Source organism: Subtercola frigoramans (genome assembly GCF_016907385.1).
Lineage (GTDB): Bacteria > Actinomycetota > Actinomycetes > Actinomycetales > Microbacteriaceae > Subtercola > Subtercola frigoramans.
The window spans coordinates 2,786,769-2,800,425 of the sequence record NZ_JAFBBU010000001.1 but is presented as its reverse complement, the minus strand read 5'-3'; the positions used below and the strand labels follow the sequence as shown (position 1 = coordinate 2,800,425).

Annotated in this window: 12 protein-coding genes; 8 read left to right on the top strand and 4 right to left on the bottom strand. The window is 67.3% G+C overall.

The genetic code is table 11. The features are described 5' to 3' along the window. The first annotated feature begins 4 nt into the window (after positions 1 to 4). Positions 5 to 2,050 (top strand): M3 family metallopeptidase, encoded by a 2,046-nt coding sequence (locus tag JOE66_RS13075; RefSeq protein ID WP_205110080.1) that lies wholly within the window; start codon positions 5 to 7, stop codon positions 2,048 to 2,050. A 98-nt stretch (positions 2,051 to 2,148) separates the two neighbouring features. After that, positions 2,149 to 2,790: a LysE family translocator gene (locus JOE66_RS13070; RefSeq protein WP_205110078.1), complete on the top strand. Its 642-nt coding sequence runs from the start codon at positions 2,149 to 2,151 to the stop codon at positions 2,788 to 2,790. 121 nt (positions 2,791 to 2,911) lie between these two features. Here the strand turns inward: JOE66_RS13070 and JOE66_RS13065 are convergent, their stop codons facing one another. After that, positions 2,912 to 3,487, bottom strand: a complete 576-nt coding sequence (locus tag JOE66_RS13065) for a DUF3515 family protein (RefSeq protein WP_205110077.1) — start codon at positions 3,485 to 3,487, stop codon at positions 2,912 to 2,914. Positions 3,488 to 3,510: 23 nt separating this feature from the next. Here JOE66_RS13065 and JOE66_RS13060 point away from each other — a divergent pair, with 23 nt between their 5' ends. Continuing rightward, positions 3,511 to 4,584 (top strand): thiamine-phosphate kinase, encoded by a 1,074-nt coding sequence (locus tag JOE66_RS13060; protein WP_307827198.1) that lies wholly within the window; start codon positions 3,511 to 3,513, stop codon positions 4,582 to 4,584. Positions 4,585 to 4,613: 29 nt separating this feature from the next. Here JOE66_RS13060 and JOE66_RS13055 read toward each other — a convergent pair whose 3' ends face one another. Next, positions 4,614 to 6,335 (bottom strand): MDR family MFS transporter, encoded by a 1,722-nt coding sequence (locus JOE66_RS13055; protein WP_205110076.1) that lies wholly within the window; start codon positions 6,333 to 6,335, stop codon positions 4,614 to 4,616. 102 nt (positions 6,336 to 6,437) lie between these two features. Next, complete coding sequence (gene rsmD, locus JOE66_RS13050; protein ID WP_205110075.1) at positions 6,438 to 7,025, bottom strand: 16S rRNA (guanine(966)-N(2))-methyltransferase RsmD; 588 nt, start codon at positions 7,023 to 7,025, stop codon at positions 6,438 to 6,440. A gap of 81 nt (positions 7,026 to 7,106) precedes the next feature. On the opposite strand from rsmD, the gene JOE66_RS13045 reads away from it, so the two are divergent. The 5 genes from JOE66_RS13045 to cofC all read left to right on the top strand — a co-directional run bounded on the left by JOE66_RS13045 (position 7,107) and on the right by cofC (position 12,732). Beyond that, the gene (locus JOE66_RS13045) at positions 7,107 to 9,482 is read left to right on the top strand and encodes an ATP-dependent DNA helicase RecG (RefSeq protein WP_205110074.1); all 2,376 of its coding nucleotides are present in this window, start codon (positions 7,107 to 7,109) and stop codon (positions 9,480 to 9,482) included. A gap of 97 nt (positions 9,483 to 9,579) precedes the next feature. Then, on the top strand, positions 9,580 to 10,065 hold the full coding sequence (coaD, locus tag JOE66_RS13040; protein WP_205110073.1) for a pantetheine-phosphate adenylyltransferase: 486 nt from the start codon (positions 9,580 to 9,582) through the stop codon (positions 10,063 to 10,065). Positions 10,066 to 10,194: 129 nt separating this feature from the next. Further along, positions 10,195 to 11,196 carry a TIGR03557 family F420-dependent LLM class oxidoreductase gene (locus JOE66_RS13035; RefSeq protein ID WP_205110072.1) on the top strand — a complete coding sequence of 334 codons (1,002 nt, stop codon included), beginning with the start codon at positions 10,195 to 10,197 and terminating at the stop codon, positions 11,194 to 11,196. A 1-nt stretch (position 11,197) separates the two neighbouring features. After that, positions 11,198 to 12,094 (top strand): coenzyme F420-0:L-glutamate ligase, encoded by an 897-nt coding sequence (locus JOE66_RS13030; RefSeq protein WP_205110070.1) that lies wholly within the window; start codon positions 11,198 to 11,200, stop codon positions 12,092 to 12,094. Then, the gene (gene cofC, locus JOE66_RS13025; protein ID WP_205110068.1) at positions 12,091 to 12,732 is read left to right on the top strand and encodes a 2-phospho-L-lactate guanylyltransferase; all 642 of its coding nucleotides are present in this window, start codon (positions 12,091 to 12,093) and stop codon (positions 12,730 to 12,732) included. The genes JOE66_RS13030 and cofC overlap by 4 nt, the downstream gene beginning before the upstream one ends. Before the next feature lie 153 nt (positions 12,733 to 12,885). Here the strand turns inward: cofC and JOE66_RS13020 are convergent, their stop codons facing one another. Next, on the bottom strand, positions 12,886 to 13,650 hold the full coding sequence (locus JOE66_RS13020; RefSeq protein WP_205110066.1) for an amino acid deaminase: 765 nt from the start codon (positions 13,648 to 13,650) through the stop codon (positions 12,886 to 12,888). Between the last annotated feature and the right edge of the window lie 7 nt (positions 13,651 to 13,657).

Here is a 13,657-nt window from a genome sequence, read left to right as displayed (position 1 = left end):
ACGCATGACCAATCCCTTCTTCGCGCCGAGCGCCCTCGAATACGGGCTGCCGCCCTTCGCCGACATCCGCGACGAGCACTACCGGCCCGCGTTCGAGCAGGGCATGGCCGAACATCTCGCCGAGATCGCGGCGATCACCGGGTCGGCGGATGCCCCAACCTTCGAGAACACGCTCGTCGCCCTCGAGCGGGCGGGCCAGACGCTGTCTCGCGTCTCGACGGTCTTCTACAACAAGGCGTCAGCAGACAGCAATGACGTGACAAACGCCCTGGAGGAGGAGCTGGCACCGCTGCTGGCCGCGCACTCCGATGCGATCAAGCTCGACCCCGTGCTCTATGCGCGGATCGGCGTGGTGTACGAGGAGCGCGACTCTCTCGACGCAGAGGCCTGCTACCTCGTCGAGCGATATTACGCCGAGCTCACGCAGGCCGGTGCGGGGCTGGGGGAGTCGGAGAAGGCCCAGCTCACCCAGTACAACCAGCGGCTCTCGACCCTGACTACCCGGTTCGAGAAGAACCTGCTCGCCGAGACCAACGACCTCGCGGTGGTCTTCGACGACGTGAGTGAGCTCGACGGGCTCGGCGAGGGTGAGCTCTCGGCCGCGGCGCAGGCGGCAGCGGAACGGGGTCTGCCGGGCAGGTTCGTCGTGACGCTCGTGCTGTTCACCGGGCATCCGTACCTCGCCTCACTCACGAACAGGGCATCGAGGCAGCGCATCATGGAGGCCTCGCGTGCCAGGGGCGATCGACCGGGGGAACACGACAACCGGCCACTGGTGCTCGAGATCACGCGTGTGCGGGCCCTGCGGGCGGCGTTGCTCGGGTTCTCGACGCACGCCGCTTTCGTGACGAGCGACGAGACGGCGAAGACGCCGGAGGCCGTCGACGAGCTGCTGCGGAGACTCGCGGGCCCGGCGGCGCGGAATGCGCGGCGTGAACAACTGGCGCTCCAAGCTGAGCTCGCGCAGCGAGCCCCGAGCGGTGAATCTCCCGAACTCGCAGCCTGGGACTGGGCGTTCGCGAGCGAGGCGGTGCGAAAGGCCGAGTTCGACGTCGACACCGCCCAGATGCGCCCCTACTTCGAGGCAGAGCGTGTGCTGCAGGGCGGTGTCTTCTTCGCCGCGACGTCGCTGTACGGGGTGACGTTCACCGAGCGGCCCGACCTCGTTTCGTACCACCCGGAGGCGCGTGTCTTCGAGGTGCACGACGAAGACGGCGCACCGGTGGGCCTCTACGTGTACGACCTCTACACGCGGGACTCGAAACGCGGGGGCGCGTGGATGAACTCGCTGATCGCGCAGAACGGCCTCCTCGGGCATCCGGTCGTCGTCACCAACAATCTGAATGTGCCGAAGCCGGGCGCGGGCTTGCCCACCCTGCTCACGTTCGACGAGGTCACCACGCTGTTCCACGAGTTCGGACACGCGCTGCACGGCCTGTTCGCGCGGGTCACGTACCCGAAGTTCGCCGGCACCCGCACTTTTCGCGACTTCGTCGAGTTCCCCAGCCAGGTGAACGAGATGTGGATGCTGTGGCCAGAGGTGCTGGCGAACTACGCCGTGCACCACGCCACCGGTGAACCGATGCCCGCGTCTCTCGTGGCGAAACTGCAGGCCTCGGCCGGTTTCAACCAGGGATTCGCCACCTCGGAGTATCTCGGGGCGGCGCTGCTCGATCAGGCGTGGCACGGGCTGCGGGCGGGCGATGCGCCGGTGACCGACGTCGCTGTCTTCGAGGCGGCGGCGCTCGCCGAGGTGGGGCTCGACAACCCGGCCGTACCGCCCCGGTACTCGAGCACGTACTTCGCCCACACCTTCTCCGGAGGCTACGACGCCGGGTACTACTCGTACATCTGGAGTGAGGTGCTCGACGCCGACACCGTGGCGTGGTTCCGGGAGAACGGTGGGCTGACCCGAGTGAACGGCGACCGCTTCCGGGCGCGGTTGCTGGGCGTCGGCGGTTCGAAGGATCCACTGGAGGCATTCGCGGATTTCCGCGGCCGTGCGGCGGAGATCGGCCCGCTTCTGAACCGGCGGGGGTTGAACGACTGATCGTTCTCACCGGGCCGACCACGGGCTTCCTGAGCTTCGCGTCGAGCGCAGATGCACTATGGTCGTCTCATCGCCGCGAGAGACCGAGAGGAGCACGTGTGATTCCTGCAGCCAACGCGGGGGCCTTCGCCCTCGTCGCGCTTGCCCTGATCGTCATTCCCGGCCCCAGCGTGCTCTTCGTCGTCGGCCGATCGCTCTCGCTCGGCCGACGGGGCGGCTTTCTGAGTGTCGTCGGCAACGCGCTCGGGATGCTGCCAGCCATCGCGCTCGTGTCGCTGGGCGTCGGTGCGATCGTGGCCGAATCGGTGGTCGTGTTCACGATCATCAAGTTCGCCGGGGCCGTGTATCTGATCTATCTGGGCGTGCAGGCCATCCGCCACCGGAACGATCATGTCGACACGGCTGACCCGAGTTCTCAGCAACCGCCGTCGGCCTTCCGGCTAATCCGTGAAGGGTTTGTCGTCGGTGCGACAAATCCGAAGACGATCGTATTCTTCGTCGCTGTGCTGCCGCAGTTCGTGAGTCGCGAAGCTGGCTCCATCTCTGTTCAGATGGCTGCGCTCGGCATGATCTTCTTTGCGATCTCGTTGGTCAGCGACAGCGTGTGGGCGTTCACAGCTGGCACATTGCGGGCCTGGTTTGCCCGTGACCCGAAGCGTGTCGCCCGCATGGGTGCTGGCGGCGGCGTCATGATGATCGGCCTCGGCGGGGTGCTAGCGGTCGCTGGCAACAAGACGTAGTGAGGACCAGAGTGCGCGGCTGGAACGCTGGTCTTGACGCATCGAAGGCGTAGCCCTGTTCTTCGAGCTGACCGACCCTGATGGCAACCGGATCGGGTTCGTGACCGAACTGGTCTGAGTGTCAGCCTGCGGGAGTCGGGGCCGGCGTATCGAGCGTGAACGGTGCGGGCGTGCCCGTAGTGGCGGGAGCGGTCGGGTTCGATCCGGTGGTCGGTGCGATTCCCTGGAGATCCGTGGCGTTCAGGCACTTGTTGGTCTGGGCCACTGCGGCGATGGCGCTCTGCAGGTCGACCAGGGCCGTGGAGGCGGAGACAGCATTCGAGTCGATGATCACCTCGGTGGCCGGCACCCGGCCGAAGGTGGTGAAGGTGTACGACGGTGCTTTGGAGTCGTCTTCGATCCAGTCGATTCCCGAGACGTTGTCGCAGGGCAGGGTGGTGGGTCCGTAGGGAGTGACACCGCACCGGAGCAGCACCGACGCGGGCGAGCCCCATGCTGCGGTGGCCTGCGCGTTCGTCTCGCGGGAATCCTGGCTCGCCACCGAGCTGGGGAGCCGCACCATGATCTCGGCGCAACCCGGGTCGGTGGCCGCGGTGGCAGGATCGAGGGCGACGGTGGGCGTGCATCCGGTGAGCGCAACGGCGAGAAGGCCGGCCACCAGGGCACCGGGAAGCAGAAGACGTTTACGGGCGAGCATCACTGACAGGCTACCGTTTACGAGTGAGTACTCATGGGGCAGACCCTCAGCTTCCGGTGGCACGCGTCGACACCGTCGTGTCGATCGGCGAAGTCGAAACACTGAAGAGAATCTTCCCGAGGCTTCCGGCGGCCTCGAGCGCACTACTCGGGCCCGGCGATGATGCTGCCGTGGTGGCCGCACCGGATGGCCGGTTCGTCGTCACGACGGACATGATGATCCACGGGCCAGACTTCAGGCTGGCATGGTCGACAGCGCACGACCTGGGGTGGAAGGCAGCGGTGTCGAACCTAGCCGACGTCGCGGCGATGGGGGCCACTCCCTCGGCGCTCGTGGTTGCCATTGCTGCCCCGCTCGACACTCCGGTGGCGCTGCTCGAAGGCATCTCTGACGGGCTCCGCGATGCGTGTGCAGCGTTGTCGCCCGGCACCGGCGTGGTCGGCGGTGACCTCTCGGTGTCGAACACACTGACTCTCGCAGTCACAGCTTTCGGCGACCTCGACGGGCGGCCCCCGGTCACCCGCGCGGGCGCACGGCCAGGTGATGTAGTCGCGGTCGCGGGCGACCTGGGGAGGGCGGGAGCGGGCATCTGGCTCCTGTTCGACCAGGGTGTGCACACAGAGCGTGAGCCGGACACCATTCTCGGCCAGGCTCTCAGGGTGGCCCACCCGGTCCTGGTCGAGGCGCAGCTTGCCCCGACCTCCCCGCTCCAAGCGGGACGATCGGCCGCTCAGGCGGGCGCGACGGCCATGCTCGACGTCTCCGACGGGCTGGTGCTCGATGCCGGTCGCATCGCAACGGCCAGTGGATGCTCCCTTGAACTGTTCCATGAGGCCATCGAAGCCGAGGCCGATGCCCTGCGTGAGGTCGACGCTGTGGTCGGTGCACAGGCGCGGGATTTTGTGCTCTGTGGGGGAGAGGACCATGCGCTGCTGGCCACTTTTCCGGCCGGGCAGGAGGTGCCGCCGGAATTCCGCGTGATCGGAGAGGTGCGGGGCCGGGCTGCCGGGCATCCACTTGTCACCATCGGTGGCGAAGCCTATGTCAGGCCCGGGGGATGGGATCCGTTCGCCGACTGGAACGGTGGGGTGGGCTGAGGCTGGCGCTCGCGAGCAGCTCTGACTTGTTACCGCGTCGGCGGTACGCCCGCCGTGTCGTGATCGATGATCTCGGCCAGTTCGGCATCGGCAGAGGCAGCGTCTTCGGTAGCAGTGTCTTTGTGCGCTCCGTCGCCAAGCGATACCCGTGATGCTCCATCGACCTCGAGTGACTCGGCGAGAACCTCGCCCCGCTCGAGCGTGGTGGCCAGCGGCTTCTCCTTCACGAAGATCAACAGCACGGTGGCAAGCAGCACCAGGGGCACCAGGTAGAGGAACACCGGCGTGAGTGCATCGTTGTACGAGCTGATGATCACTTCGCGAACGGCCGTGGGAAGGTTCCGCACGATGTCGGGCGTGAATGAGTTGCTGCCGCCCGTGGAGCCGGCTCCAGCAGGCATCCGTTCGAGCAGGAGCGAGGTGAGCTTGTTGGCGAACAACGACCCGACGACGGCGGTGCCGAGGGACGCACCGATCTGACGGAAGTAGTTGTTCGATGCGGTGGCCGTGCCGACCTCGCGAAGCGGGAACGAGTTCTGCACGATCAGGATCAGGATCTGCATGCACATGCCGAGCCCGATGCCCATGACCGCGAGGTAGGCGCAGATGATCCAGACCGGCATCGAGGGCGTCATGGTCGACAGCAGCAGGAGCGCCACCGCGGTGATGAACGTACCGACGATCGGCAGGAACTTGTAACGACCTGTGCGGCTCACGAGCTGACCGGAGCCGATCGAGGTGACGAGCAGGCCCGCCATCAGCGGGATCATCAGCAGGCCAGCCTGCGTGGCGTTGGCCCCGGTGACCATCTGCAGGTACGTCGGCAGGTAGGCGAGAGCACCGAACATCGCGACACCGATGATCAGGCCGGCGCCGGTCGTCAGGTTGAAGTTGCGGTCCTTGAACAGGTGCAGCGGCATGATCGGCTCGGAGGCCCGGCGTTCGATCATCACAAAGGCGAACGCGGCAACCACGGTTGCAGCGATGAGGGCGACGATCTCGACCGAATCCCAGGCGTAGGTGGTGCCGCCCCAGACGCTCAGCAGAACCAGGCCGGTCGAGGCGAGGGCGAGGGTGACCATGCCGGCGTAGTCGAGGCGCGGCTTGCTCTGCGACCCCTTCGGCAGGTGCAGAAAGGCGACGGCAGAGACGATGGCGAGGATGCCCAGAGGAATGTTCATCCAGAACGCCCAGCGCCATCCGATGCCTTCGGTGAACCAGCCTCCCAGCAGCGGGCCGGCGACGCTCGACAGGGCGAACACACCGCCCATGATTCCCATGTACTTGCCGCGCTCGCGGGCCGGCACGACGTCGGCGATGATCGCCTGCGAGAGGATCATCAACCCACCGCCACCGAGGCCCTGGATGGCGCGGCCGACGATGAGCGATGTCATGTCGCCCGAGAGGCCTCCGACGACGGAGCCGGCGATGAAGAGGCTGATCGCGGCGAGGAAGAGACCCTTGCGGCCGATGAGGTCGCCGAGCTTGCCGTAGACCGGCAGCATGATCGTCGAGGCCAGGATGTAGGCCGTCGTCACCCAGAGCATGTGGTCGACGCCGTTGAGCTCGCCGACGATCGTGGGCAGCGCGGTGCTGAAGATGGTCTGGTCGAGAGATGCCAGCAGCATGGTGACCATGAGGCCGCCGAAGACGAGGAGGATATTTCGCTTCGCAGCGGCGTTGACCGCCGTCTGCTCGGGCTGGGGACTGCGGCTGCCCGATGTGGTGCGTGCAGGAACTGATGTACTCATGGATAAATAATTGCACGCCATGCAAGATTACACAAGCGCAAACTTGCCCTGTTTGGTTCAGGGTGCACTATTGGGCCTATTCCGCGGGCCGCCGCGTACTGTCTAAACCGTGGTGATCCACCAGAGGGTCGTCTCGCCGTAGTCCTTACGGCGGTCGAGGGTGAGAGACGCCGGGAGGGTCGGTTCGGGCGACCTCGAGGTGCGCTCGACCACGATCCGGGCATCCGGTGTCACGTGCTCGGCGAGCGCCACCAGCGTCTCAGCAAGTTCGGCCTCGGCGAGGTCGTAAGGCGGGTCGACGAAGACGAGGTCGAAACTCGCCGGTGTCGACCGCAGGAACGCCAGCACCGATTGCGGGGCCACAGTGATGCGCGGTTTCAGCTGGCCGTTGGCGAGGGCGCCCCGAACGGCCGCAGCCTTCTGGATGATCGCGGCATTGCTCTTCGCCACCTTCACTGCAGCGGGGTTCTTCTCCACCAGGGTCACCTCGGCGGCCCCGCGGCTTGCGGCCTCGAGCCCGAGCGCCCCCGAACCCGCATAGAGGTCGAGAACCGCAGAGCCCTGGACCACGTCGCGGGCCTCGAGGGCCGAGAAGATAGCCTCGCGAACGCGGTCGCTCGTGGGCCTGGTACCCGACGAGGGCACCGAGAGTTTCTGCGAACCGGCGAACCCGGCAATTATTCGTGTCACAGCCTGCACCATAGTCGAACGGGCTGGCTTGGCGCGTCTGGTGCGCGTTGCGGTGTCAGACCCTGAGCCTAGAATCGGCGTATGCTTACGCCCCCACTGCCCTCGGCTCACCCGGCCGACGACCGTGAGCCGCGGGTGCCGAGCATCACCACGCTGCCCGAGCCTCGTGGCCGCACCGATCCGCGGGCCACGGCAACCCTCGATCATGCGTCGCCGCTCGACCGCAAGCTCACCACCGTGCTCGGTGGCCGAACTGCGGCGCCGCTCGAGAAGGCGTTCGGCATCGAGACCATTGGCGACATGGTCTCGTACTACCCGAGGCGGTACGCCCGCCGGGGCGAGCTGACCGCACTCACTGAGCTGCCGATCGACGAATCGGTGACCATCGTCGCCGAGGTGCGCGATGTGCGGGAGCGAAAGATGCAGTCGCGCCGCGGCTCCATTCTCGAGGTCTCCATCACCGACGGCCGCGGCATCCTGACCCTGACGTTCTTCAACCAGGCCTGGCGGGCCAAAGAACTGCGCCCCGGCGTGCGTGGCATCTTCGCAGGCAAGGTGTCGGCCTACCGGGGTGCACTGCAACTCGCGCACCCCGACTACGAGCTGTTCACCGACCTGGTGCTCGGTGAGCCAGACGCCGGCGGGGCAAAACGCTGGGCCGAACTTCCGATTCCCATCTACTCGGCCACGTCGACAATCTCGAGCTGGCAGATCCAGAGGTCGATGGAGCTCGTCGTCGGCTCCCTCAGCCATCTGGGCGACCCGGTTCCCGCTGCCGTGCGGGCCGAGCGGGGGCTCGTCGACTACCTCACCGCGCTCCGTGGCATCCACCTGCCTGAGCGCGACAGCGACTGGCGCCGGGCCCGTGAGGCGCTGAAGTTCCAGGAGGCGTTCGTTCTGCAGACAGCGCTTCTCCTGCAGCGCCGAACCGCGCACGCGCAGAAAGCACTGCCTCGCGTCGCCAAGCCGGGCGGGTACCTCGAACGCTTCGACACGGCTCTCGCGTTCAACCTGACCGGCGACCAGAAACTCGTCGGCAGCGAGATAACGGATGACCTGGCCAGAGGTGAGCCGATGAACCGCCTCATTCAGGGCGAGGTCGGCTCCGGAAAGACCATCGTCGCTTTGCGGGCGATGCTCGCCGTTGCCGACTCAGGAGGGCAGTCCGCCCTGCTCGCGCCCACGGAGGTACTGGCCTCGCAGCACCTCCGCTCCATCGTGAAGATCCTCGGCCCCGACCTCTCGGCGGCTCTCGTGCCCACCCTCCATACCGGCCAGGTGCCCGTGGCCCAGCGCCGGAAGGCCTTACTCCGAATGGTGTCGGGGCAGGCGCAGATCGTCATCGGCACCCATGCCCTGCTCAGCGACGCCGTTCAGTTCTACGACCTCGGCCTCGTGGTGGTAGACGAACAGCATCGTTTCGGCGTCGAACAGCGCGAGGCGCTCCGGCTGAAGGGCGCCCAGCCGCCCCACGTGCTCGTTCTCACGGCGACCCCGATTCCCCGCACGGTCGCCATGACCGTCTTCGGCGACCTCGACATCAGCACGATCGCCGAGCTGCCGGCCGGGAGGCAGGGCATCTCCACCTTTGTCGTTCCCTTGGCCGAGAGGCCCGGCTGGGTCGACCGCATCTGGCAGCGCACCGCCGAAGAGCTGGCCCTCGGCAGGCAGGCCTTCGTGGTTTGCCCGGCCATCGACCCGACCGCCACCGAGGCCGGCCAGCAACTCGAAGCGCCGGGCGAAGCCACCAATTCGGTGCCGGTCGTCGTTGTCGGGCCGCGGGTCGGCCCCCGCAAGCGCGGCGAAGAGCGGGTTGCCACACCCGATGCCTCCCCAGCCCGGCCGGTGGCGAACGTCGCCGAGATGCTGTCGGAGATCCGCGCCAATCCGCTTCTCGCCGGTAGGCGCATCGAACCGCTCCACGGGCGCATGAGCACCGACGAGAAGGAGCAGACCATGCTTGCGTTCGCCGCCGGCGACATCGACGTGCTGGTGGCCACCACCGTCATCGAGGTCGGTGTCGACGTGCCGAACGCCTCCACGATGGTGGTCATGGATGCTGACCGCTTCGGTGTCTCGCAACTGCACCAGTTGCGCGGCCGCGTGGGTCGCGGATCGGTGCCCGGTCTCTGCCTTCTCGTCACCAGTGCCGAACCCGAGTCCCTCGCGCGGGAGAGGGTCGACGCCGTCGCCTCGACCCTCGACGGCTTCGAGCTCGCCCAGATCGACCTGCAACTCCGACGCGAGGGCGATGTGCTCGGCAGTTCGCAGTCGGGTGGCCGATCGAAGCTGCGGCTGCTGAAGGTGATCACCGACGGCGAACTGATCGGCGAGGCCCGGCAGGCCGCTGGCGAAGTGCTTGAATCCGACCCGGCACTCGCCGGGCATCCGGAGCTCTCCCAGGCTCTCGACCGTCGGCTCAGCGAGAGCGACCGGTCTTTTCTCGCGAAGAGCTGAGCCTCAGCGGGCCGTCTGGAGCCCGGCGGACCCCACGGGCCCGGAGCGCGCCGTAACCCTGCGCCTTGTGTTCGCCGCGGCTTGCTACCCTGAACCAATGAGCACGATCGCTGTCGTCCCCGGTTCGTTCGACCCTGTGACCCTCGGGCACCTCGATGTCATCGGGCGTGCCGCAGGAATCTTCGACGAGGTGCACGTGCTGGTCGTGCACAACCCGTCGAAGACCGCCCTCCTCCCGATCGCGCAGCGCGTGTCGCTCATCCAGCAGGCGATCGTCGATGGCGGGCTGCCCGCCAACATCCTGGTGACGTCGTGGAGCGTCGGGCTCCTGGTCGACTACTGCGTCGAAGTGGGTGCGAAGGTGCTGGTCAAGGGCATCCGCTCGCAGGTCGACGTCGCCTACGAGACGCCGATGGCCATCGTGAATCGCAACCTCGCCGGAGTCGAGACCGTCTTCCTGCTCCCCGACCCGGCCCACGCGCACGTCTCGAGTTCACTCGTACGGCAGGTGGCGTCGCTGGGTGGCGACGTTGCGCCGTATGTGCCCGCGGCAGTCGCTGCCTTCCTCAAGGCTCACGCGTAGGCTGCACTCCGCAACTGGCCCCGGCGGCGCGATAGCCCACAACAGCCCGCTGCCGACAACTGCGCATTCCCCGCTGTGTACCCCCTCGTGACGGGCCTGAGCCGTGACCGCGAGTGGCAGAATTGACGGATGACTGAACTCCAGGTCGGCTATGCCGCAATGCTTGAACAGTTCCACCCGACGGAGGCGGTCGCCCTCAGCGTTCTCGCGGAGCAGCACGGGTTCAGCGGAGTCATGGCAGCAGACCACTTTCAGCCGTGGGTGCCGCAGCAGGGCCAGAGTTCGTTCGTCTGGAACGTTCTGGCCGCGGTGGGCGAGCGCACGAAGGGTGACTTCGGCCCGGGAGTGACGGCCCCCACCTTTCGCTGGCACCCCGCGATGATCGCTCAGGCCTCGGCGACGATGGCCGCGATGTACCCGGGCCGCCACTGGCTCGGGCTGGGCTCGGGCGAGGCCCTCAACGAGCACATCGTCGGCCAGTACTGGCCGGAGACACCCGAGAGAATCAACCGGATGTTCGAAGCCATCGACATCATCAACAAACTCTTCACCGCCTCGCTCGCTGGCAGAGACGTGAAACACCGCGGGGAGTTCTACAAGCTCGAGTCCACCCGGCTCTGGACCATGCCGGAGGTCGCCCCCGAGATCCTCGTTGCCACGTCCGGGCCGGTGACGGCCAAGCGCGCCGGTCGCCAGGCCGACGGGCTGATCACTGTCGGCGCCCCACTGGAGAAGATCGCGGGACTGTTCTCCAGATTCGGCGAGGGTGCACGCGACGCGGGCAAAGACCCCGACGTGATGCCCAAAGTGCTGCAATTGCACCTGTCCTGGGCACCAGACGAGAAGGATGCCCTCACGAACGCGATGGTCGAGTGGCCGAACGGCGGCATGAGGTTTCCGAAGGCCGACATCCGCTCGCCGTTCGAGTTCGAGCAGCTTGCCAAGCTCGTGCGCCCCGAAGACTTCGAGGGCCGCATGGTCATCTCGGCTGACCCCGACGTGCACCGCGAGCACATCCAGCGGTTCGTCGATCTCGGGTTCGACCGCATCTACCTGCACAACGTCGGTCGCAACCAGGCCGAGTGGATCGAGGTCTTCGGCCGCGACGTTCTGCCGAAGCTGAGGCGTTAGCGTGGGCACGTCAGCGTATTTCGCGGTGTATGCCGTTGAGGGCATACCCGAAGTGATTGAGGGCGACGACGTCGCCGAGCTCATCGGCACGGCGATCGATGCGAGTGATCTGGTGCCCGAAGCCGGCGACATCCTGGTCGTCACGAGCAAGATCGTCTCCAAGGCCGAGGGTCGCAGTGTCTTGGCGGATGACCGTGAAACCGCCATCACGGCCGAAACCGTTCGCGTGGTCGCCACCCGAAGGCACCCCGGTGGCGTGACCAGAATCGTCGAGAACCGGCAGGGAATCGTGCAGGCCGCTGCCGGGGTCGACTCCAGTAATACTCCCGCCGGCACGGTGCTCCTGCTGCCGATCGACCCCGATGCTTCAGCGCGAGTCATCGCAACCGCCCTCCGCTCGAGATTCGGGGTCGAAGTCGGGGTGGTGGTCTCAGACACCCTGGGGCGGGCCTGGCGCGAAGGCCAGACCGATGCGGCGATCGGCTCGGCCGGGGTCCGAGTGCTCGACGACCTGCGTGGAGGCATCGACACCTTCGGGCAGCCCCTGATCGTCACCCAGATCGCGGTGGCCGACGAACTCGCTGCTGCTGGCGACCTGATCAAGGGCAAGGCGAGTGGCGTGCCCGTGGCGCTCGTCCGCGGGCTCTCGCACTACGTGACACCCTCACTGCAGACGCCTGCTCGTGCCCTGAACCGCACCGGGCCGGGCGACATGTTCCGGCTCGGCACCGATGAAGCACTGGCAGAGGGCTTCGAGAAGGGTCGTTCAGAGGGGTTCGACCAGGCGTTCGCCGAGGGATTCGTGGCGGGTCGCACTGCGGGTCTCGAGGAGGCGCACCGCTCTGGGCGCCCAGCCGGGTCGACCGCGAGTCCAGGCGACGGAGCCCCGGTCTCATGACGGGCTGGGTCGTGGTCGTGCCCGTCAAGGGGTCGACGGAATCGAAGACCAGGCTCGCGGCGGCGTGGACGACTGAGGCAGGCCTCACCGGCGAGCAACGCCGCGAGCTCGCCCTTGCCTTCGCGCTCGACGCGGTGACGGCCATCGCGGCAGCGGCAGACGTGCGCGAGGTCATCGTCGTGACCGGGGATGCCGTCGCTGCCGTGGCGTTGGCGGCTCTGGGCGCTCATGTCGTGGACGACCCGGGTGCTGGGCTGAACGGTGCGATCAGCGCTGGAATCGCCGCGGCCCGCCTCCGGCACCCCGACGCGATGGTGGCCGCTATGACCGCAGACCTGCCCGCTCTGACCCCCGCCGACGTCGACGATGTGCTCAGGGCGGCAGCCGGGCATCCACTCGCCTTCGTTGCCGACGAACAGGGCACGGGCACGACGACCATCACTGCGGCACCCGGAGTCGAGGTGATTCCGCGCTTCGGGGAGCAGTCTGCGCAGGCTCATGCCGACAGCGGAATGTTTCGGCTCGCCGTGCGTCCAGGTTCCACCGTGAGGCAGGACGTCGACACTCCGGAAGACCTGGATCGGCTGCGGGGCGGTTTCGGGCCTCACACGAGCGCACTGCTCACGCTGCGCCGCTGACCCCTACCAGCGCACGGCCCCAACGCCGGATGAGTAGCCGCGGAGCGGCGTATCGAAACCCCGCGGGCCAACTTGCCATGTCAGGGGCGCCTGATCGCTGGTTGACTACCCGCCGCGCGGCGTATCGAAACCCCCAGGGCCCAACTCGCGAGGTTAGAGACGCCGGATCTGGCGGTGCGGAGCCAGCCGTGAGCGGGCCGGCAGTTCGTGGGCGACTGCGTTGTAGCGAAGTCGAGGCGCTTCGGCGGCGACGGTGGCGAGCCAGCCCTCGGCGGTCGCCGCGACCGGAAACGCGGTGATCAGCCGCAGCCGGCCACCCAGCAGAACGCCGTAGGCGACGGCACTCGAGCCGGCGATCCCCGTGACGTAGACCGCGCGGAACACCTCTTCGCGCTCGTCGGGCGCGAACTCGTCGACGACACACCGTGGGCGGACTGCGCCTTCGAGGGTCTCCGGATTCTGCAGGATCGGCACCAGCGCCCCTGTCACCTCCTGCAGCCATCCGGTGCCGTCCCGGCCGCTCACGAAGCTCGACGGTCGTCCTGCGGCACTGCTCAGCGCCTCGGTCACCCAGCGCTCGCGTTTGAGGCCATAGGGCGTCACCGTCGCCGAGAGCAGGTAGCCGTAGAGGTGCAGCACGCCGGCATTGCCCACGGGCCAGTCGGCGCTCAGCCCGGCCAGCGAGTGCAGGGTCTCGAAGAGAGTGCGCCCCACCACGGGTGCACCGAGGTTCTCGTCGATCACCGTCGACAGGCCCCAGTGCGCGAACGAGCCAGCCGCCCTATCTGCAGCCAGCTGCGAGAACAGGAGGGGTGTGTCGTGCCGCATGATTCTCTGCGCGTCGGCGTCTGACTCGGCGGCGACCAGTGCAACGGATGCCCGCTGAAGCTGTTCGGCGAACGAGAGAGGTGCGGGCATCCACCCA